This is a genomic window from Alteromonas sp. G4i35, from assembly GCF_054960375.1.
This window is the reverse complement of sequence record NZ_JBHNZD010000025.1, coordinates 46,671-66,203: the sequence shown is the minus strand read 5'-3', so window position 1 is coordinate 66,203 and position 19,533 is coordinate 46,671. Positions and strand designations below refer to the sequence as shown.

The 19,533-nt window shown below is 45.8% G+C and carries 18 protein-coding genes and 1 other RNA gene; 12 read left to right on the top strand and 7 right to left on the bottom strand.

Translation table 11 applies throughout. The annotated features are described in order from the left end of the window. Position 1: 1 nt before the first annotated feature. From mlaD to murA, 5 genes are all read left to right on the top strand, one after another. On the top strand, positions 2 to 475 hold the full coding sequence (mlaD, locus tag ACFI6L_RS16100) for an outer membrane lipid asymmetry maintenance protein MlaD (protein WP_014948351.1): 474 nt from the start codon (positions 2 to 4) through the stop codon (positions 473 to 475). Positions 476 to 593: 118 nt separating this feature from the next. After that, the gene (locus ACFI6L_RS16095; protein WP_014948352.1) at positions 594 to 1,259 is read left to right on the top strand and encodes an MlaC/ttg2D family ABC transporter substrate-binding protein; all 666 of its coding nucleotides are present in this window, start codon (positions 594 to 596) and stop codon (positions 1,257 to 1,259) included. Then, the gene (locus ACFI6L_RS16090) at positions 1,256 to 1,564 is read left to right on the top strand and encodes an STAS domain-containing protein (RefSeq protein ID WP_014978399.1); all 309 of its coding nucleotides are present in this window, start codon (positions 1,256 to 1,258) and stop codon (positions 1,562 to 1,564) included. Before ACFI6L_RS16095 ends, ACFI6L_RS16090 begins: the two co-directional genes overlap by 4 nt. 29 nt (positions 1,565 to 1,593) lie before the next feature. Next, on the top strand, positions 1,594 to 1,851 hold the full coding sequence (locus ACFI6L_RS16085) for a BolA family protein (protein WP_012517351.1): 258 nt from the start codon (positions 1,594 to 1,596) through the stop codon (positions 1,849 to 1,851). Positions 1,852 to 1,863: 12 nt separating this feature from the next. After that, complete coding sequence (murA, locus tag ACFI6L_RS16080; RefSeq protein WP_014948355.1) at positions 1,864 to 3,126, top strand: UDP-N-acetylglucosamine 1-carboxyvinyltransferase; 1,263 nt, start codon at positions 1,864 to 1,866, stop codon at positions 3,124 to 3,126. A 145-nt stretch (positions 3,127 to 3,271) separates the two neighbouring features. On the opposite strand, the gene ACFI6L_RS16075 is transcribed toward murA, so the two are convergent. The 3 genes from ACFI6L_RS16075 to ACFI6L_RS16065 all read right to left on the bottom strand — a co-directional run bounded on the left by ACFI6L_RS16075 (position 3,272) and on the right by ACFI6L_RS16065 (position 6,646). Next, positions 3,272 to 4,342, bottom strand: coding sequence for a trypsin-like peptidase domain-containing protein (locus ACFI6L_RS16075; protein WP_014948356.1), 1,071 nt, complete (start codon positions 4,340 to 4,342; stop codon positions 3,272 to 3,274). Between the two features lie 419 nt (positions 4,343 to 4,761). Next, positions 4,762 to 6,123 carry a DegQ family serine endoprotease gene (locus ACFI6L_RS16070; RefSeq protein WP_014948357.1) on the bottom strand — a complete coding sequence of 454 codons (1,362 nt, stop codon included), beginning with the start codon at positions 6,121 to 6,123 and terminating at the stop codon, positions 4,762 to 4,764. Between the two features lie 88 nt (positions 6,124 to 6,211). Then, complete coding sequence (locus ACFI6L_RS16065) at positions 6,212 to 6,646, bottom strand: ZapG family protein (RefSeq protein ID WP_462574416.1); 435 nt, start codon at positions 6,644 to 6,646, stop codon at positions 6,212 to 6,214. Positions 6,647 to 6,901: 255 nt separating this feature from the next. Here ACFI6L_RS16065 and zapE point away from each other — a divergent pair, with 255 nt between their 5' ends. Both zapE and ACFI6L_RS16055 read left to right on the top strand, forming a co-directional pair. After that, entirely contained in the window at positions 6,902 to 7,999 is a 1,098-nt protein-coding gene (gene zapE, locus ACFI6L_RS16060) for a cell division protein ZapE (protein WP_014948359.1), read from the top strand. Between the two features lie 330 nt (positions 8,000 to 8,329). Then, a complete protein-coding gene (locus ACFI6L_RS16055; protein WP_014948360.1) occupies positions 8,330 to 9,052 on the top strand; it encodes a YebC/PmpR family DNA-binding transcriptional regulator in 723 nt (240 codons plus the stop codon). A 135-nt stretch (positions 9,053 to 9,187) separates the two neighbouring features. On the opposite strand, the gene ACFI6L_RS16050 is transcribed toward ACFI6L_RS16055, so the two are convergent. Next, positions 9,188 to 9,619, bottom strand: a complete 432-nt coding sequence (locus tag ACFI6L_RS16050) for a group I truncated hemoglobin (protein ID WP_462574415.1) — start codon at positions 9,617 to 9,619, stop codon at positions 9,188 to 9,190. 12 nt (positions 9,620 to 9,631) lie between these two features. Then, positions 9,632 to 10,579, bottom strand: a complete 948-nt coding sequence (locus tag ACFI6L_RS16045) for a DUF3034 family protein (protein ID WP_462574414.1) — start codon at positions 10,577 to 10,579, stop codon at positions 9,632 to 9,634. Positions 10,580 to 10,852: 273 nt separating this feature from the next. On the opposite strand from ACFI6L_RS16045, the gene ACFI6L_RS16040 reads away from it, so the two are divergent. Continuing rightward, positions 10,853 to 11,509 (top strand): nitroreductase family protein, encoded by a 657-nt coding sequence (locus ACFI6L_RS16040; RefSeq protein ID WP_462574413.1) that lies wholly within the window; start codon positions 10,853 to 10,855, stop codon positions 11,507 to 11,509. 42 nt (positions 11,510 to 11,551) lie between these two features. Here ACFI6L_RS16040 and ACFI6L_RS16035 read toward each other — a convergent pair whose 3' ends face one another. Beyond that, positions 11,552 to 11,755, bottom strand: coding sequence for an alpha-E domain-containing protein (locus tag ACFI6L_RS16035; RefSeq protein WP_462574420.1), 204 nt, complete (start codon positions 11,753 to 11,755; stop codon positions 11,552 to 11,554). Positions 11,756 to 12,079: 324 nt separating this feature from the next. Here ACFI6L_RS16035 and ACFI6L_RS16030 point away from each other — a divergent pair, with 324 nt between their 5' ends. The 4 genes from ACFI6L_RS16030 to rnpB all read left to right on the top strand — a co-directional run bounded on the left by ACFI6L_RS16030 (position 12,080) and on the right by rnpB (position 17,059). Beyond that, entirely contained in the window at positions 12,080 to 12,394 is a 315-nt protein-coding gene (locus ACFI6L_RS16030; protein ID WP_371342781.1) for a hypothetical protein, read from the top strand. Positions 12,395 to 12,478: 84 nt separating this feature from the next. Then, the gene (gene secD, locus ACFI6L_RS16025; protein ID WP_462574411.1) at positions 12,479 to 15,046 is read left to right on the top strand and encodes a protein translocase subunit SecD; all 2,568 of its coding nucleotides are present in this window, start codon (positions 12,479 to 12,481) and stop codon (positions 15,044 to 15,046) included. Positions 15,047 to 15,207: 161 nt separating this feature from the next. After that, complete coding sequence (locus tag ACFI6L_RS16020; RefSeq protein WP_371342779.1) at positions 15,208 to 16,671, top strand: potassium/proton antiporter; 1,464 nt, start codon at positions 15,208 to 15,210, stop codon at positions 16,669 to 16,671. A gap of 37 nt (positions 16,672 to 16,708) precedes the next feature. Beyond that, an RNA gene (rnpB, locus tag ACFI6L_RS16015) (RNase P RNA component class A) lies at positions 16,709 to 17,059 on the top strand. A gap of 68 nt (positions 17,060 to 17,127) precedes the next feature. Here rnpB and ACFI6L_RS16010 read toward each other — a convergent pair. Further along, positions 17,128 to 19,524 (bottom strand): TonB-dependent receptor, encoded by a 2,397-nt coding sequence (locus ACFI6L_RS16010; RefSeq protein ID WP_170826494.1) that lies wholly within the window; start codon positions 19,522 to 19,524, stop codon positions 17,128 to 17,130. Positions 19,525 to 19,533 lie beyond the last annotated feature (9 nt).

The window sequence follows — 19,533 nt, the reverse complement described above, 5'->3', positions numbered from 1 at the left end:
AATGAGTAAGTATAAAACGGAAGTAATGGTTGGTGTGTTTGTCATGCTTACGATTGGTGCTTTGTTATTGTTAGCACTTAAAGTTGCAAACCAAACGGTCGCAACAGAAGGCGATACCTACACGTTATACGCAAAATTCGACAATATTGGCGGCTTAAAGCCGAGATCGGCAGTAAAGGTTGGTGGGGTAACGGTTGGCCGTGTGTCATCGATTACGCTAGACCAAGAAGATTTTACGCCAGTGGTTGAGCTGTCAATTTTAAATGAATACAACGGCTTTCCAGAAACCAGCTCTGTGTCTATTTTGACCTCGGGTTTGCTAGGCGAACAGTATGTTGGCTTCCAACCTGGCTTCTCTTTCGACGGTGTCGCTAATTTACAGAATGGCGATTACCTTCAGGATACTAAGTCAGCTTTGGTTCTTGAAGATCTCATTGGTCAGTTCTTATTTAATCGCGGAAGCGACGAAGACTAATCGCAGTATTACGGCCAGACGTATATTACCAGGTCGTTAAATTATTCCAGCGGCGTGATGAAACTTATTGGATTGCCATCAGGTCTGCTAAATAGAGTTTTAAGTTAGGAGAGTAATTTTGAAAAAGTTTATGGTAGCACTTGGCATCTTCATGATGTCTGTAGCGGGCATAGCGAATGCACAAGAAGTTAATGAACAAAACCCGTATGAATTGGTTCAAGACGTAGCAAACCGCACGTTTGAGCGCATCAAAGCGAACCAAGCAGCGATTAAAGCTGATCCTGAAATGCTACGCACTATTATGGAAGAAGAATTAGTACCTCATATCGACTACAAATTCGCTGCTTTTATGGTACTAGGTAAACACTTTAAGTCAGTACCTCAAGAGAAGATGGGCGAGTACATCAGCGTATTTCGTCAATATTTGGTAACAACCTACGCTGTGGCAATGGGCTACTACGACAACCAAGAAGTCATCTTTGAGCCTGAATCATCTTTTGATGATAAAAAATCAGTAACAGTGCGTGCAGTGGTTCAAGATCCAAACCGCCCTGAAATCAAAATTGCTTTTAAAGTTCGTAAAGACAGTAAAACGAACGAGTGGAAAGCCTACGATATGGTTGCTGAAGGCATCAGCATGCTAAACAGCAAGCGTAGCGAATTTGAATCAATCCTTCGTCAAGACGGTATCGATGCAGTTATCGCACTAATGCGCGACAAAATTGGTAAGCCAGTTGAGCTTAAGCAAGGCGAGCCAATCGAAATCGAAGGAGAGGCTGAGTGAGCCTATTCGAGGTAAACGACAAAGGCAATGTAGTGGTTCACGGTCATCTTGACCGTGAAACGCTGTCGAAGAATTTCTGGGATAGTTTGAACGGAAATGAGCGTAGTACCTTGATTAACAATAAAAGATGTCTTGTTGATTTAAGTGATGTTGAGCGCGCAGACAGTGCAGGTTTGGCTTGGCTTATTAATGCCGTTAGGGATGCAAAGCAAAATGGTGTTAGCATGAGCCTATATAAAATGCCTGAGAAGCTACGTAAGCTTGCTAAAATAAGCGACGCAGATAGCTTTTTACCCGTAGAATAAACACCCGTTAGCGAATTAAGAAGTAAGTTATGGAATTGTCTGAAATTGAAAAAATCTTGAAAGATGCGTTAGACCTTCACGAAGTCCATGTAAAGGGCGAAGGTTCGCATTTTAATATTATTGCGGTAAGCGATGCTTTTAATGAAATGAGCCGTGTGAAGCGCCAGCAAGCGGTATATGCGCCTTTGGCTGATAAAATTGCAGACGGCAGCATGCATGCAATTACCATCAAGACGTTTTCAGTAAAAGACTGGGAGCGTGAGCGCCAGTTTAATATTCCTCAATAATAGGCGTAGCACGTGGATAAACTCGTAATTAAAAAGGGCCCTGCGCTCAACGGTACCGTGCGCATCTCTGGCGCTAAAAACGCGGCCTTGCCATTGTTGATGACAAGCTTGCTGACCGACTCTCCTTGTCGTTACACCAACGTTCCTCGTCTTCGTGACATCAATACAACGACGGCACTTTTGCGTGAATTAGGGGTTGAAGTCGCACTACCCGCACCTAACGATATCGTTATCGATGCGAGTACGCTACAAAGCGTTACAGCGTCCTATGAGTTAGTACGTACTATGCGAGCGTCTATCTTGGTACTTGGCCCACTGTTAGCTAAGCAAGGTAAAGCGAATGTCTCTTTGCCCGGTGGCTGTGCTATAGGTGCGCGCCCGGTAAATCTTCATTTAACTGGCCTTGAAAAGATGGGCGCGAAGATTGAAGTAGACGAAGGCTATATTCGAGCCGAAGTCGATGGGCGTCTGAAAGGTGCGCGTATTTTCATGGATATGGTAAGCGTGGGTGCCACTGAAAACCTACTGATGGCAGCGGCGCTGGCTGACGGAACAACCATTCTTGAAAACGCGGCACGCGAGCCCGAAATCGTTGATTTAGCAAACTGTCTTATTCAGATGGGCGCGAAAATTAGCGGTGCAGGAAGCGATAAAATAACCATTGAGGGCGTGGAAACCTTAAACGGTTGTGATTATGCAGTGCTGCCTGACCGTATAGAAACCGGTACTTTCTTGGTAGCGGCCGCTGTGACAGGTGGGAAAATACGCTGTACTCATGCGGCGCCAGATACATTAGATGCGGTGCTAGATAAGCTAGAGCAGGCCGGAGCTAAAATCACCACTGGTGATGACTGGATAGAGCTAGACATGGAAGGGCGCAAACCGCAGGCTGTGCGAGTTAAAACCGCACCACACCCAGCATTCCCTACGGATATGCAGGCGCAGTTTGTTACCTTGAACTGTGTTGCCGAAGGCACGGGCGTAATTACAGAAACCATTTTTGAAAACCGCTTCATGCACGTACCAGAGTTACAACGTATGGGCGCAGAAATCGCGTTAGAAGCGAACTCAGCAGTGTCTAAAGGCAGCTCAAGTCTTAAAGGAGCTCCAGTAATGGCTACTGACCTGCGCGCGTCGGCAAGCTTGGTGATAGCTGGGCTCATCGCAGAAGGTGAGACTCACGTGAATCGCATTTATCACTTAGACCGTGGTTATGAAGCCATTGAAGAGAAGCTGGGTGGCTTGGGTGCCATCATTGAAAGAGTGAAAGAATAACTCAAGATTTCGCACTTTTACGAAAAAGCGCCAGATAGCATATCTATCTGGCGCTTTTTTTGTGTCTATTATCTATGCGGGCTGGTATTAAATCTTCACGTTCTATACTCGGGAAGCCGAACTAATCTGCCAGCTCCAACAATACTTATTGACCAGCGCGAAGCTCTGCGACCGTTGCCGTAAGAGTAATTGAACGCCCGTCGCGGCTGAGCTCAATTTCAAGTTCAGTACCGGGCTCGGTTTCGGCAATCATATCCAACGTTTTTGATGCGCTTTCTAAACGTACGCCGTCTATGGCTACAATGATGTCGCCAGGGCGGATACCCGCGATGTCGGCAGGGCTGCCTTTAGCTACTGCTGAAACGTCTATGCCTGGTCGGTTGCGGTTTTCACCGCCAACAAAACCAAGCTGCCCGCGAACAACACGTCCATTGCTGATAATTTCATCCATGACTCGCTTAGCTAATTCGTAAGGCACGGCAAAGTTAATGCCGTCTACATTGCGAGCGCGATTATTTGAATCTAGCACCTGGAAGTTGGCGTTAGTGATACCCAGCAAAATACCATTGCTATCTACCAGCGCACCACCAGAATTACCTTGGTTCAAAACTGCGTCGGTTTGAATGAAATCAACATAATTAGATAGACCATTTCGTCCGGCTCTGCTTACAATGCCTTGAGTAATGGTTTGTCCCAAATCGAAAGGATTACCAATCGCCATCACCACATCACCCACATGGGTGTCAGGTTCTGACACCTGAGGAATAATGTGCAGGTTATCAGCGGTGACTTTTAACACGGCAAGGTCGGTCAGTGGGTCGGTGCCCACAATTTGCGCTTCCAAAATACGTCCATCTTGAACCGCTACGTAAATGCTATCTGCATCTGCAACTACGTGGTGACAGGTAAGCAAATAGCCATTTTCTGTCATGATAACGCCAGAACCCAAATTGGTGCGCCCACGAGATTGATTTCTGAATAGGCCTGAACCGTTCTCAATACTGACGCTGTAGATATTGACTACTGCAGGCGCAGAGCGACTTAGAGCAGTAAAATAGCTTTCGCGACTAGCGCTTACTGAGGGGGAGTTAAAGAACCCTTGAGCAAGGCCTTTGCCTTGACGTAGATCGGGTAGGAAAACTAACAGTAATGCAGCAACAGCTACGCCAAGAAATACAGATTTTAGTAAGAAGTTAAAAATTGAGCGGCCAGTCACAAATCACACTTTTTGTTATCTGTCGCACTTAATTAATACGTGCCGTTAACTCAGCACTACTTCACAATCTTAAAGCGCAACATTCTTAAATTATCATCTTACGGCAAAGGATATCACTTTATTTAATAAACTACCGTAATGAAACGCAAATTTTGTGCAACTCAATTTGCACTAGCATGTACTTCAAAACCTTTCATGCTGTTCATACAGCCTTATTTACGTGGACATAGGTGTAGCTCGAGAATGCGGCTTATCAGAGGAGTCCGTAAAGAAGCCCCGTTAGGAAGCTAGGAGCACACTGTTTTCAACGGTTATCATCTGAAAACAAAAACGGCGCTTATAAAGCGCCGTTTTTATGCCAACCCTCAGCTTGGACACCGACGCGTCTGAGCTGAGGATGTAATTGAAGAGCTACATTGCTACTGTCTGATTACCAAATAAAGCGTAGAGTTTCCACGTTTTACATTGAGTGCGATAACGCCTTTGGCTTCGTCTAGTGCATTTCTGAACTCTGCAACCGTAGACGTACGTACGCGGTTAACGCCAATTATCACATCATCAGATTGAAGGCCAATTCGCGCCGCAGGCGCACCACGCTCAATATCAGAAACCACTACACCAGCATTACCAGCATCGTCAGTGCCGTTAGACAGGGTTGCACCTTCTAGGGCTGGGTGAATTTGAGCAGCCGTCACTGTCGTGTCTGTAGCGTCATCTAATACAACGTCTACATTCATTTTCTTACCTTTGCGCATAACGGTGAGCTCAACTTCAGCGCCCGCGCCCATACTCGCAATTTTTGCGCGCAGTTCTTGGAAGCTATGAAGTTTACGACCATTAATGGCAGTAATAATATCACCGGCTTGCAGACCACCTTTTTCAGCGGCAGAGTCTGGCTGCACTTCGCTCACGAACGCACCAATGTTCACTTCCGCATTCATGGCTTCTGCAAGGCCCGCGTCAATATCGCTACCTAAAATGCCTAGAAGGCCACGGCGAACTTCACCAAATTCTGCAATTTGATCAATTAGGCTTTTCATCATATTGGCAGGAATAGCAAAACCAATACCGACGTTACCGCCGTTAGGACCAAAAATAGCGGTGTTGATACCAACCAGTTCACCGTGAAGGTTAACTAACGCACCGCCTGAGTTACCGCGGTTAATTGCTGCGTCGGTTTGAATAAAGTCTTCATAACCACCAATGTTTAAACCTGAGCGGCCCAGAGCACTTACAATACCAGAGGTAACCGTTTGAGAAAGACCAAACGGATTACCAATAGCTACTACAAAGTCGCCTACGCGCAGCGCGTCAGAATCGGCAAGCGGTAACGCTTTTAAATCATCAGGTTCTATTTTAAGTAGCGCGATATCGCTTTGCTCGTCAGAGCCTAGCTTTTTCGCCTTAAACTCGCGACCGTCAGTTAACTTAACAGTGATTTCATCTGCATTATCAACAACGTGGTTGTTGGTAACGACATAACCTTTATCGGCATCAATGATGACACCAGAACCAAGACCTCGGAAAGGGCGTTCTTGAACCTGCTCTTGCGGGGCGCCGAAGAAGTAGCGAAACATCTCGGGTACACGCTGCGTAGAGGTTTGTGTTCCTTCTACCGCAATGCTTACTACCGCTGGGGTAGCTTCTTCTAGCATAGGGGCTAAAGAGGGAACTTCATCTTTCTTATCAGAAAAGAACGGTAACGCCGCCTGTGTGCTAGCAGTAAAGCCCAATGAACTTACAACAACGGCAGACGCCAATAGACAATGGCGGAAAGACATTTTCATGTTCGCTTACACTCCTTCATGTTATATGCGACATAGCATGGTTTCACTAAAAGAGTCCGAGGTCGTGATAAAGTTCCCGATGTTACTGTTTTTTTGCGGTATTCTTATCAGATCCGCCGACGAACAGCCCAGAACCCGAGTTAGCGAAGTCTCTTGGCTGTGTGTCAGATACACGCTGAACTCTCGATTTGTCAGACCCTTTTAGGTTGTTACGTAAATACGTAGTTGCTTGTTCCCCATAAAAAGGAACTTTGCTGTCATCATCGCTGCCTTGCTCAAGCAGCAATTCATACTCTTCAATTTGTTGCTTTAAGGTTTCGCACTGGCTTTCAATGCTCTCTAAACTTTGACGAGTTTGATGAATGTGGTGTTGCGCCTGCTGTGCGAGGATCTCTTTAACTTGCTTCTCAGTCTGTGCAGTATTGCCTGCGCCCTGCTTTTGTTGAAAAAAGCGACCTGCGAAAAAGCCAATAATTAACCCAACTACTAACAAAGCAAGAGATACTAACAATTCCATTATATTCTCCGAATCAATCTACATCTTGCAGCCGACCTTTACTTCTACGATCTAAAAGCTGCTTTCGACCATACGCTGAATATAGCAAGGTCGAACCCGAAAAGCGCATACATCGTGACATTTATTCGGTGTATGTCGAATTTCAATGTGAGATTCTACCGTGATTTCCATTAAAATTAAGGTCATAATTGAGAAATTCAAGCAGGTCGGTGCAGCAAGCGCCGCTATTGACTTTTGTACGGAGTGGTTTCGGCGATGACGCCATGGGAAAAATATCAGCTAGATCTTCAGTCGTCTGACTTTCATTACGACGCGGCGCAAGAAAATGCAGTAAAAGAACTTCAACGTTTGTTTGATGAACTTACCCAACCTGAAAAGAAAACGACGTGGCGGGTAAAGTTAAAAGCAGCGTTTGGGAAAGGCCATGCGAAGCCTGGTATCCAGGGCATTTACTTTTACGGTGGGGTAGGGCGAGGCAAAACCTATTTAGTAGATACATTCTACGACTGTTTGCCTTTCGAAAAGAAAATGCGTGTGCATTTTCACCGCTTTATGTACCGTGTACACGATGAACTAAAGCAGCTTAAAAACGCACAAGACCCGCTAAAGCTGGTAGCGGCTAAGTTAGCAAAAGAAGCGCGGGTAATATGCTTTGACGAGTTTTTCGTGTCTGATATAACCGATGCCATGATCTTAGGCACGTTAATGGAAGAGCTGTTTGGTCACGGTATTGTGCTGGTGGCGACGTCGAACATAGTCCCTGACGATTTGTATAAAAACGGATTGCAGCGTGCGCGGTTCTTACCTGCTATCGATCTACTCAATCAGAATACCCGCGTGGTAAACGTTGATAGCGGTATTGATTATCGTCTTAGAACGTTAGAGCAAGCCGAAATTTATCACTACCCACTTGATGGCGAAGCCACCGAAAACTTGCATAGCTACTTTTCTCAATTAGCTCCGGAAGAAGGCTCAAAAGGCGAAGATATTGAGGTGAACAACCGAAAAATACCGACGCTTAGAAACGCTGACGGGGTATTGATGATTGATTTTAAAGCCTTGTGTGGCGGGCCCAGAAGCCAGAGCGACTACATTGAGTTAAGCCGTTGTTATCACTCAGTGCTTTTAGCCAATGTTAGGGAAATGGGCCAGCATAATGACGATGTGGCGCGTCGTTTTATTGCGATGGTGGACGAATTTTACGAGCGAAATGTAAAGCTGATCATATCTGCAGAAGTCGCGCTGGAAAGCTTGTACACCGAGGGGCTACTTAATTTTGAGTTCAGACGCTGTCTTAGCCGCTTAAAGGAAATGCAGTCACACGACTACCTAGCAACCGAGCATTTGCCGTAAGCATAAATATGGGGTCAGAGTACATTTTGACCTCATTAAAAATGTGAAAGCTACCAACCTACACCCTTTCTAGGGGCGTTCACATTGGTATTACACGAAAATTAAGGTAGAATTTCGCCCAAATTTTTTGTGTCGCTTAGCCTACCGTTATTTTGGGCAGTGTTTCGCTTGGCAATTTCTAGCACCGTCGCGTTCGGCCATTTATTGAAACGTCGAGTTCGGCAATGCCACCAAGTAAGGCAGAGCGATGCGCCTGATGAACGGTCAGGCAACAGGTAGCCCGATAAAACCCAACGCAGCATTTCAAATTGCGAGAAAGAGAATTTTAAGATGGGAAGAGCATTCGAAGTTCGTAAAAACGCCATGGCAAAAACTGCCGGCCAAAAAACTAAAGTTTATTCTAAATACGGTAAAGAAATTTACGTATGTGCGAAAAATGGTGGTGCCGATCCAGACACTAACCTTTCACTTCGCCGCCTAATGGAAAAGGCGAAGAAAGACCAAGTACCAAGCCACGTTATTGAAAAAGCGATTGATAAAGCCGCTGGTGGCGCTGGCGAAGACTTCCAGCCTATGCGTTATGAAGGTTTTGGCCCAGGTAACTGCATGGTCATTGTTGACTGCTTGTCTGACAACGCAAACCGCACCATCACTGAAGTACGTAACTGCTTTACTAAAACCAACGCGAAACTTGGTGCACAGGGTGCGGTATCGCATATGTTCGACCACCAAGCGGTATTCCAGTTTGAAGGTGACGACGAAGACGCTATCCTAGAAGTGCTAATGGAAGCCGACGTAGACGTAACTGATGTTGAAGTTGAAGACGGTAAAGTTACAGTTTACGCGCCACACACTGAATTCTATCAAGTAAAAACAGCGCTAACTGAAGCCTACCCAGACATTAGCTTTATTGCAGAAGAAATGAGCTGGATGCCTCAGACCGAAACTGAGATAAGCGAAGAAGACATGCCGATGTTTGAAAAATTCATGGACATGCTTAACGACTGTGATGACGTGCAAGACGTTTACCACAACGCGATTACGCCTAACTAAGCTTCAGCTAATTTAGATTGATATAAAAACCCTCGCTAAGACGAGGGTTTTTTATTGTTGTATCTATAAAAAGAACTAGAACGTTAACGTACCTGCTTTATTCAACGTGTACAGGACAGATAAATACACGCTTCCCTACAGGTATACTGTTTCGTATTTGATTGGCGCTAGCAGCTTAAGAATGCGGTTTTCTTGTTGATAGGTTAGCCCCACATCGCGCATCGCGCCTTGGACATACTCCACCAATATGTAAAATTCACGCTCCTTAATATTGAGACCCGTGTGAGATTCCAACATTGTTTTTCCATCATATTCGCAAGGCCCGCCAATAAGCTCGCATGTTTGCAATACAAGTTGATCTCTTAAATGCTTTTTGGGAACACCTTTGAAATAATGACCAATTACGGGGTCAGTGTAAATTCGTGTAATCGCTACACCGTATATGGTATTGAGCGTCTTATGGCCGCCAATTTCTTCATAAAGGGTTTTTTCAGGAGCGCTGGCGCATGCGGCTATTAATGCGCTTAACGCAGCAATTACCATTAACCGGAAGTCGTGTCTGATCATTTCTTTCCCCTATCAAAAAGTGCTGTTTACCGTTAGATAAAATCCTGAAGAACTTTCTTGCAAAGGCAAATTGCCCAAATCTACATAGGCAGCGGTAATTGAAATAGATTTATTTGGGAAGTAGGCAATAAAGGCATCAACAACGGTGTCTTCTTCAGCTAAACCTCCTAATCGATTGGTTTGCGTTCTAAACTCTGTGCCAATTGCCGTGGTAGGGCTAATTAATATCGCTACAGAGCCCTCCCATTCGAGCTTAGCGCTATCGTTGTTTTCAGAACCAAATCCAAGTAAGCCAAACACATTCGCCTTTGTATATCGTGCGGTAAGATTGGTGAGTAAATTATAACCTGAGGGGGTGCCTAGCCACAGTTTCGTGGCTGAAAGGTAAACGTCGGTACCACTGTCGTCTGTCGCACCTAGCAGCATTGGAACGCCCACGCCGGGCAAGGGGGTCGTACCGTCGGGTAGCGAAAGAGAGCTGTCGTAGTCTCTGTTTTTCTTGTATTGTGCGCCGATGGATACTTGGGGTATCCATGAGTTTTGAGTAAAGACGCCATCGCCAAGAACCTTAACTTTTGCACCGATTATATCTTGCTCAATGGTGGTACTGTTGGCGTTTGTGATAGCACCTTCTGTGAGTGAGGCGAAAACGTTACTTGTTAACCCTGAAGCAATATCGAGGCGCTGTCGCTGCACGCTAAGCTCTACACGGTCAAACAAACTAGCACTTGCTCCTGCCGTTGTAAGGGAATAATCGCTTAGGCTTAAGTATTGAATATTTGCCGAATAACTGACCTCTTCTTTACTCGCGTATCCGCCAATAAATGCCCAAGGCGTAATGCCGCCACCCGCAGTGCCCTCGAAACTCGTAATACCACCGGATGCAATTAAGCGAGAGCCACTGTCTGCAAGTACCGGAGAAGATGCGAGAAAAAGAGGGAGGAGAAAATGCTTAATCATAAGGTAAACCTAATGTTTTTAAATTGTTTTTTGTAATTCTATTTATCAGCATAGCGCTTAATCCATGAATTGTGAAATGCACGCTGCTGGCGATACTAGCTATTATCGAATTTTTATTATCAAAAAATATTTGAAACTGATTCGTTTTTTGTGGGGCTTATCATTGAAAAGCTGAATCTATACCATACACGCCATATTCATTGAGTACTTTAATTTTCTGTTCGCAGCATTCATGCGTGAACAACAAATAGCAGACGTATTGAGGAGTTAGTTGTGTCTCATCCAATTATTGAAGATTTAAATAAGCGTTACACGGTTAAACAGTACGATGCGAGTAAACGCATTTCAGCTGATGATCTGGCGACAATTCTTGAGGCGTTGAGACTATCTGCGTCTTCAATCAACTCTCAGCCATGGAAATTTGTGGTTGTTGAAAGTGATGAAGCCAAGCAGCGTTTACACGAAAGCTTTGCCAACAAGCATCAGTTCAATCAGCATCACGCTAAAGAAGCATCGCATACTATTCTGTTTGCTTATGATCCTAAATTTACGAAAGAGAAATTTGTAAAGCGTGTCGATGCAGAAGTATCGTCTGGTCATTTACCCGAAGATATGCGTGAAAACTTCATGGGCGCTTACGCATTTGCTGAAGCGAACACCGATGAGAACGGTAACAACGCGGCTTGGACCAAAGCGCAAGTTTATCTAGCGCTAGGCAATGTTCTTCACACGCTGGCGCGTTTAGGCATAGCGTCTACGCCGATGGAAGGTGTTGACGCCGAATTGCTTGGCGAACAGTTTAAAGATGAGCTAGACGGCCACGTTTGCGAAGTGGCACTTGCCATGGGCTACCCAGATACAGAGCAAGATTGGAACCATGGTTTACCGAAAGCACGCCTTGCAAAAGAAGATGTGATCGCGGTTGTGTAATACCTGACAACACAAGCTTGCAATGATTATAACAAAGCCCGCTTAGCGCGGGCTTTGTTTTGTTTTCTTACTTTTATGTTCTGGCTTCCATTTCCAGCGTTTACTTATAACTTCTGTTGGAATAACGTCTGTGATTGTGCGCGCATTATCTCTTGCGTATTGAAGCGAATTCAATATGGAAGACGGATTGCGTGTGTCTACCGTAAGGAAATTAACGACATTCTTCTCGCTGTATTCATTATAAATGGCCTAAAATGGCTCGCGATTTCCTGTTATGTCATGCTATGGCTCCATTGCCAATTGATATACAAACAGCACAAAAAATCACCTTATATCCAAGTGAGTAAACTTACAAGAAGAAACGATGGGCAGAAATGTAAAACCCAAAAATTATGTGCTTCAACGGTAATCTCGTTACTCACGATATTGAATAATGTATACTCATCCCAATATGTGCGCTATAAAACAGCGCGTGTTTTATAGCGCGACTTTTCCTTCACAGATAGACAATTCACTACTTTGAGAGCACTAAACTTTCGCCACGGGTTTTCGTCCTACATGCCGCTATTCATGGCATGGGTACTCTCGTGTCTCATCCTTAGTGCAAGCTTCCAAAGTGGTCAAATTAATAATGAAGTTGAAGTAAGTCAGCAGTCACCACTTGCCCAATTTAACTACGCGGGCAAAAGCTATTCGTTACGGTTTACCGGCACTAAGCTAGAAAACAGTGACGATCAAGGCGATGGACTTGAGGCAATTGTTGAATTGACCTTGGGGTTTATTGCTCTGGCTATTGTGTCGTGTTTGGGTATGGCAAATGTTGTACCCCGTGCTCGCAAACACTACCGCCAACCTTCTCGCGGCCCACCTTTATCTCTGAGCTAATTCTCTTTTTGTCTTAATGCGCTAGCACGTTCGCTTAGCTGCATATTAAGGCGCTTTAAAAACTTAATTATTCAGGATTCTAAAATGGCACGATTTTCATTTCGTGGCTTTGTGTATGTGCTCATCGTTATGCTCGGTTTACTGAGCGCTGCGCCCAACATATTGCCACAATCAATTAAACAGCAGTTACCTACGTGGTACACCACTTCCACACTATCTTTAGGCTTAGATTTGCAAGGTGGTTCGCATCTGCTATTAGCCGCAGACACCAACGCCTTGTTTGAAAAGCAACTCAACAGCTTTTCGAGCGACTTACTTAGCGAATTGCGCAGTCAAAACGTGCGCTATACAAAAACGTCTCATTCACTCACTCATAAAGATAGTCGTTCTGGAAGTGTCGTCTTTACATTGCGTAGTGCAGATGATGCGAGAAAGGTAAAAGACACCGCATATCAAATTTCCGCTCAGCCAAATGGTTCAAGCGCACTTGATGTAGAGATAAAGCAAAGCACCGTTACCCTTAGGCTTAACGAGCTATACACCGAACAACTGGTTAAAGACACGTTAAGCCGAAGTGTTGAAGTAGTTCGAAAGCGTTTGAACGAAACGGGGCTTACTGAGCCTAGCGTTACGCTACAAGGTAAAGACGCCATTTTAGTTCAGATGCCGGGTATGTCTGACCCCACTCAAGTTAAAAAATTATTGGGCACTACCGCACAAATGACTTTTCACTGGGCCGCGAATAGCCAGTCTGAGCAGGTTATGAATAAGCAAGATGCGGCGGGTAATACCTATCGCTTAGAGCAAAAAGTGGCGCTAGAAGGTGAACATATTACTGATGCGGCAGGTGTCTTAAGTAGTGAAAATGGCCAGCCAGTAGTGACGTTCCGATTAGACAGCGCAGGTGCCAAGCAGTTTGCCACTATGACACGTGACAACATCGGCCGTGTGCTTGCTATCGTCCTTGACAACAAAGTGGTTACAGCCCCCGTCATAAATAGCGTGATCCCAGGTGGTCGTGGTGAAATAACCGGTAACTTTACATTGCCGGAGGCGGGCAACACCGCATTAATGCTTCGCACAGGTGCGCTACCTGTGCCACTTACCATTATAGAAGAACGCACGGTAGGGCCAGATTTAGGCAGCGATGCAATTCAAACCGGAGTGGAAAGCGGCGTGGCAGGTGCATTACTGGTATTGGCATTTATGGTAGCGATTTACGGCAGGTGGGGCGCTATCGCAAGTTTTGCTCTTTGTATCAATATGGCATTGGTGTTTGGCGCATTAACCCTGTTTGGCGCAACCCTGACGTTACCGGGCATAGCAGGTTTGATCCTAACCATGGGCATGGCGGTCGATGCGAACATTTTGATTAATGAACGTATTCGTGAAGAAAGTAAAAAAGGTCGTCCGGCAGCCAGTGCAATAGAAGTGGGTTTTGATAAAGCGTTCGCGACTATTGTGGATTCAAACTTCACCACACTAATAGCGGTAAGTTTGTTGTTTATGTTTGGAAGCGGCCCTATTAAAGGGTTTGCAATTACAATTGCCCTTGGTCTGGTGTCTTCGGTATTTACTGCTGTAGCTCTAACTAAAATGTTAATGCTAAGAGTGGTTAAGTCGAAGCACAAGAATACGCAAGATCGCGCGCAGCAGCGCGTTCCTTTGCGCTTTTCATCACCGCTTTTGCGGTTAAGCGATAAGCTAAGCGGTATTAATTTTCTGGCAAAGCGTAAAATTGCACTCGCTGTTTCGGTAGTGCTAACAGTGCTTTCAATCGGCTTGTTTGCTAAGCCTGGCTTACATTATGGCGTCGACTTTACCGGTGGCACCATGATTGAGTTGACCGCACCAAACCTTAGTACCGATGAGCTAAGGAATGTGATTGAAAGCAATGGCTTTGATCAAATAGCAATTCAAGAATATGGCAGTGAACATCACTATTTATTGCGAGCCCCTGTTCTAGATAGCAGTGGCGAGCTTGAAAATAGTAACGCAAAGCAGACTGACGCACTAAAGCGTGCGATTTCGCAAGCCGACAGTGAGGTAAGTTTTGATAAAATTGATATGGTTGGACCCAAAGTCAGCGGAGGCTTTGCCGAGCTATCCATTCTAGCATTGCTTATCGCAGGTGGCGGCATGTTGGAGTATCTGTGGGCACGCTTTGAAGCGCATTTTGCGAGCGCAGCGCTGCTAACCGTGATACTCGATTTAACCAAAACCATAGGCTTTTTCGCGCTTACGGGCATCGAATTTAACTTAACGGCTGTCGCAGCACTGTTGGCGCTCATTGGTTACTCTATAAACGATAAGGTGGTGGTGCTTGATCGCATCCGTGAATTATTGCGTTTAGACCCAAACAAGCCATTGGCAGATACTATTAATGAGGCCGTGAACAGCACGCTAAGCCGCACGGTGTTCACTTCCGTTACCACGCTGTTGGCGTTGTTACCAATGGCTATTTTTGGCGGTGATGCAGTAGAAAGTTTTGCAGTCCCTATGGTTTTTGCTGTCGTGATTGGCACGTCATCGACCTTGTTTATCACCTCTACGCTGCTGTATTTGTTGGGCAGCAGAAGAGAGAAACAAGGTAAAGCGCAGTTAAAGCCTACTGCAGAAGAGATTAAGGCTTCGTTGTCGCACATCCCTTAGGCGGCACAAGTTCCTTAACCCCAATACCTCAGCGGGCTCTTGTACCTCAATACATTGGTGCAAAAACGCGGTAAGGTAGCAGTATTAACAGGAACCCTTGATGCTCTCACGCATACCCGAATAATTTGCGTGAGAGCATCAAGGGCAATAAGGAACGTATAATGTTTGCAGTTGATCACATTATTTTACTCAGTGCAGTGCTTGCCATTTTGGGCGTGCTGGCCAGTAAATTGTCCCCGCGCTTTGGCGTACCTGTTTTAGTTTTATTCCTTGGTGTAGGTATGTTGGCTGGAGAAGATGGTATCGGCCGAATCTTCTTCGATAATGCTGATGCTGCGCATGCCATTGGTACATTTGCGCTTATTCTCATCCTATTTGATGGCGGTCTACAAACGTCAAAAAAGTCCATAGCGCAGGCGTGGAAACCCGCCGCGTTACTCGCCACTTTTGGCGTAATTGGTACGGCAGTGGTCACCGGTATCGCTGCTATGGTTATTCTCGATTTACCGCTTTATAAGGGCTTATTGCTTGGTGCTATTGTCGGGTCGACAGATGCCGCAGCAGTGTTTTCTGTTTTGCGCAACGCTGGTATACGCATTCCTTCAAAAATAAAATCCACACTAGAACTAGAAAGTGCGTCGAATGATCCAATGGCCATATTCCTCACAATTGGCCTTATAACGCTTATTCAAGACAGCACCACTAAGCCAGTTGACTTACTTTCGCTGTTTGCCAGTCAAATGGGAGCGGGAGCGATAGTGGGCCTTGCCATCGGCGGTATTGCAGTATGGCTTTTCAGACGCGTCACCTTAATGGCCATCGGTTTGTACCCGGTATTTGTGATGTTGTTTGGTGTATTGTCTTTTGGCCTTGCTGCGAACTTAAATGGCAGCGGCTTTCTCGCTACCTTTATTACGGGTGTTATCGTGGGTAACAGCCGCTTTGCTTATCAGCGTAATACGTTTGTGTTTCTGGATGGGCTGGCGTGGCTTGGGCAAATTGCCATGTTCGTTATCTTAGGTTTGTTGGTAACGCCCACCGAGCTGTTTGTTAATTGGAAAGAAGGCCTTTTAATTGCGTTTGTGCTTATTTTTATTGCACGTCCGCTGGTGGTTATGCCTATTTTGTTGCTTTCGAAATTTTCGTTCAAAGCATCAATGCTAATCTCATGGGTAGGCTTACGTGGTTCGGTGCCAATTATACTCGCTATATTTCCGCTAATATTCGGCATGCCATACGCCGAGCTCATTTTTAATGTGGTGTTCTTTATCGTGCTTATTTCTGCCTTGTTGCAAGGTTCCACCTTACCTTATGCGGCGCGTAAGTTAGGCTTAGTATTGGACGATGAAGTAAAGGAATCGAGCACGCTGGAGATTGTAAAAGTCGCTAAGAGCAAGCGCGAGCTTATAGAAATAGAGGTTTCGAAGTTATCGCCAGCACTACATAAAACCATTAGCGAATTAGCCCTTCCCGATAATACGGTAGTGGCGATGATTGCCCGCGGTGAAGAAACCCTTATACCTAAAGGAAGTACCAAAATAGAAATGGGCGATCAAATTTTCATTATCACCAAACTGCTCGATAAAAGCGCCGTTGAGCACTGCTTTTACAGCGAGCAGGAATAGGGTGCTATTGTAGGGGACTTCATGTAGAATGCGCCGCGGAGTTGGCCAGGCAATCGCCGCTTTCGTAAGAAAGGGGAGGAAAGTCCGGGCTCCAAAGGGCAGGGTGCCAGATAACGTCTGGGCGGCGTGAGCCGACGACAAGTGCAGCAGAGAGAAGACCGCCTAAGCATGTTTACATGCCGGTAAGGGTGAAAGGGTGCGGTAAGAGCGCACCGCACCTCTGGTAACAGAGTGTGGCAAGGTAAACTCCACCCGGAGCAAGACCAAATAGGATCCCTCAACGTGTGGCCCGCATGGGGATCGGGTAGGTTGCTTGAATCAGTGAGCGATTGCTGATCTAGAGGAATGGTTGCCCACGACAGAACCCGGCTTACGGCCAACTCCACTCTTTTCCCAAAAGAAAGTGAAGCCTCTACCTGAAGGGATATTTCCTCAGGCAGAGACATTTATCACTCTTTACTGAAAGAAATAGCGGAACGTCGCACCAATGGTGCGTGGCTGGTTCACCGTAAATCCAAGTCGAGCTCGTCCACCACGTTCTCTATCAAAGGATAGCTGCGCGTTTTCGTCGAACAGGTTGTTTGCATACAGTAATATTTCATAGTCATCGTAGGTAAGACCGAAGCTCATATTAAGCGTGCCGTAGTCGTCTAACAACAAGTCTAATTCCGTTGTTTCTGCGCCAGTGGCACCGCCAAAGGCAAGGCCTGAAGTGAATATACCTGCGCCTGCAACTTGGTCACTAGGCTGGGTTATACGGTCTCCCACGTACTGGTAAGAGCCTTGGAAATAGGTGCTGTTTGAAGAGAATAAAGGCTGCGCTAAATCGTAGGTAAATGCGATGGCAAAGCTCTCTTCAGGTACTGAAGCTAGGCGGTTACCGTCTTCTACGCCACCTAGTACCGCACCATCACCATCAACAACGGTTGAATCGAACTCGGCTTCAATGATGCTACCCGTTAATGAGAAAAAGAGCTGGTCAGTAAACTGACGCGTAAGCTCAAATTCAATACCTTGGGTGTGGGCGTCAGGCACGTTAAATGATACACGTGAAGAGCAAGAACCAGCATCCAATGTAACCTGAAGATCTTCAATATCGTTATAGAAAGCCGAGATGTTAGCTGACCATCCACGACCTGATGATTTCATACCGATCTCATAGTTGGTGAGCTTTTCATCGTCATAGTCTTGGAACGAACCAAAGATTGCTTCATCTTGGTCGGTACACAAGCTTCTATTTAGCGGGTCATTTACACCGCCAAGTCTAAATCCTTGAGACACCTGAGCATTTAAGTTCACGTTTTCGTTTACGCTATACTGGCCGATAACACGAGAAGTAAAGCCATCTGATTCTGTAGAATCGGTCTGGTTGTCGCCGTTGGCAAATAAGCCCCCAGAGATAAACTGACGCTCTTCTTCATAATCGTAAAAACGAGAGCCCACGGTCATTTTAAAGTCATCGTTCACTTGATAGTTCACTTCACCAAACACAGCAAGCTGCTTCAAGTCGTACGGTAAATAGGCGTTGTAGGGAGAATCAGCTTCAAAACCATTGGCAACCGCTGCCGACGTGCCTTCACCTAAGGTGGCGTCGGTAAATGCGTCGTACCCAGGGGTAGGGAGTGATTGGTCGTAAACACGCTCTGTAGAAGAGTAGAAAGCGCCAACTAGCCAGTCTAGCGCGCCATCGCCATTGGATGCGGCGCGAAGCTCAAAGGTATCTTGCTCTACTTCCGTTCTGTCTAATAAGTTCGACGGTAATAGTACGGCTTCATCAGGAAAACCTAAGTCGATACTTACTGAGCCCGAAAGCGCGCTGGCATCACGACTTACAAGAATATCGCGGTCGGTATAGCTATAAACAAAGGTAAAATCAGCAACGTCGGCTTGATATTCAGCAGTTACGTCAGCAATCAAGGTATCGTCAGAGAAGCCTTCTTCAAGCAGCAGGTACTGTTCTCGTTCACCCAATTGAATAGCTGGGCGGGTCGTTGTGTAAGGGTTAGCAAACACGTTATACACTTCCTGCCTGTTAAACCCGTTCATTTCCAATTCTTGGAAGATAAGTCGTGGTGTAATGGTGAGCTTATCGTTTGGGGCGATGATGAACGCTACGCGTCCGCCAGTTCTATCGCCGTCGTTAACGTCTTCGCTAAACGCGCCGTTTTCACCTAACGCATCTATAAAGCCTGCGTAATCAGTGCGGTATACCACCGCGCGCATGGCAATGGTGTCGGAAATAGGTACGTTTACCATGCCCTTAACGTGACCGCCCACGCCACCGTCTGTCACACTATTAAGATTAGCTTCAAACTTACCTTCAAAGGTATCTAACTCGGGCTGATTGGTGATGTAGCGAAGGGTTCCGCCGATAGAGCCAGATCCAAAAAGCGTACCTTGCGGACCACGCAGGGTTTCAATGCGGTTAAGGTCGAAAAGGTCGAGATCTGGAGTAAATAAAGACAGCGAGATCACGCTTTCATCGAGGTATACGCCGACCTGCTCCTTGACGCCTGGTTGGTCTCGTACAATTTGACCCGCTGAAACGCCACGCATAGATACTTGGCTTTGGCCTGGTCCTAAGTTTTGAATTGAGACGCTCGCCACGTTTCTTGCGACGTCTTCTAAGTTTCCTGCACCGCTGCGTTCAAAGTCTCGCTGCGTTTGTGCGTTGATTGAAAAAGGAATGTCTTCAATGGATTCTGCACGCTTTGTTGCAGTTACTATGATCTGCTCAAAGTCATCGTCATCCTTTTGTTGTGTGTCCTGCGCCATTGCACCGGAGCTAAGCAGCCCCATTACCGCAACGCTAAGTGTGCTTCGTCTAAACGACGATTTTTCTATTTTAAACATAAGTCCATC

Bases quoted from the DNA above. Each gene is read 5' to 3' on its own strand.
- mlaD (WP_014948351.1), top strand. From the start codon at position 2: ATGAGTAAGTATAAAACGGAAGTAATGGTTGGTGTGTTTGTCATGCTT.
- ACFI6L_RS16085 (WP_012517351.1), top strand. From the start codon at position 1,594: ATGGAATTGTCTGAAATTGAAAAAATCTTGAAAGATGCGTTAGACCTT.
- ACFI6L_RS16070 (WP_014948357.1), bottom strand. From the start codon at position 6,123: ATGTCTTTCCGCCATTGTCTATTGGCGTCTGCCGTTGTTGTAAGTTCA.
- ACFI6L_RS16065 (WP_462574416.1), bottom strand. From the start codon at position 6,646: ATGGAATTGTTAGTATCTCTTGCTTTGTTAGTAGTTGGGTTAATTATT.
- zapE (WP_014948359.1), top strand. From the start codon at position 6,902: ATGACGCCATGGGAAAAATATCAGCTAGATCTTCAGTCGTCTGACTTT.
- ACFI6L_RS16055 (WP_014948360.1), top strand. From the start codon at position 8,330: ATGGGAAGAGCATTCGAAGTTCGTAAAAACGCCATGGCAAAAACTGCC.
- ACFI6L_RS16050 (WP_462574415.1), bottom strand. From the start codon at position 9,619: ATGATCAGACACGACTTCCGGTTAATGGTAATTGCTGCGTTAAGCGCA.
- ACFI6L_RS16045 (WP_462574414.1), bottom strand. From the start codon at position 10,579: ATGATTAAGCATTTTCTCCTCCCTCTTTTTCTCGCATCTTCTCCGGTA.
- ACFI6L_RS16030 (WP_371342781.1), top strand. From the start codon at position 12,080: ATGGCATGGGTACTCTCGTGTCTCATCCTTAGTGCAAGCTTCCAAAGT.
- secD (WP_462574411.1), top strand. From the start codon at position 12,479: ATGGCACGATTTTCATTTCGTGGCTTTGTGTATGTGCTCATCGTTATG.
- ACFI6L_RS16020 (WP_371342779.1), top strand. From the start codon at position 15,208: ATGTTTGCAGTTGATCACATTATTTTACTCAGTGCAGTGCTTGCCATT.
- ACFI6L_RS16010 (WP_170826494.1), bottom strand. From the start codon at position 19,524: ATGTTTAAAATAGAAAAATCGTCGTTTAGACGAAGCACACTTAGCGTT.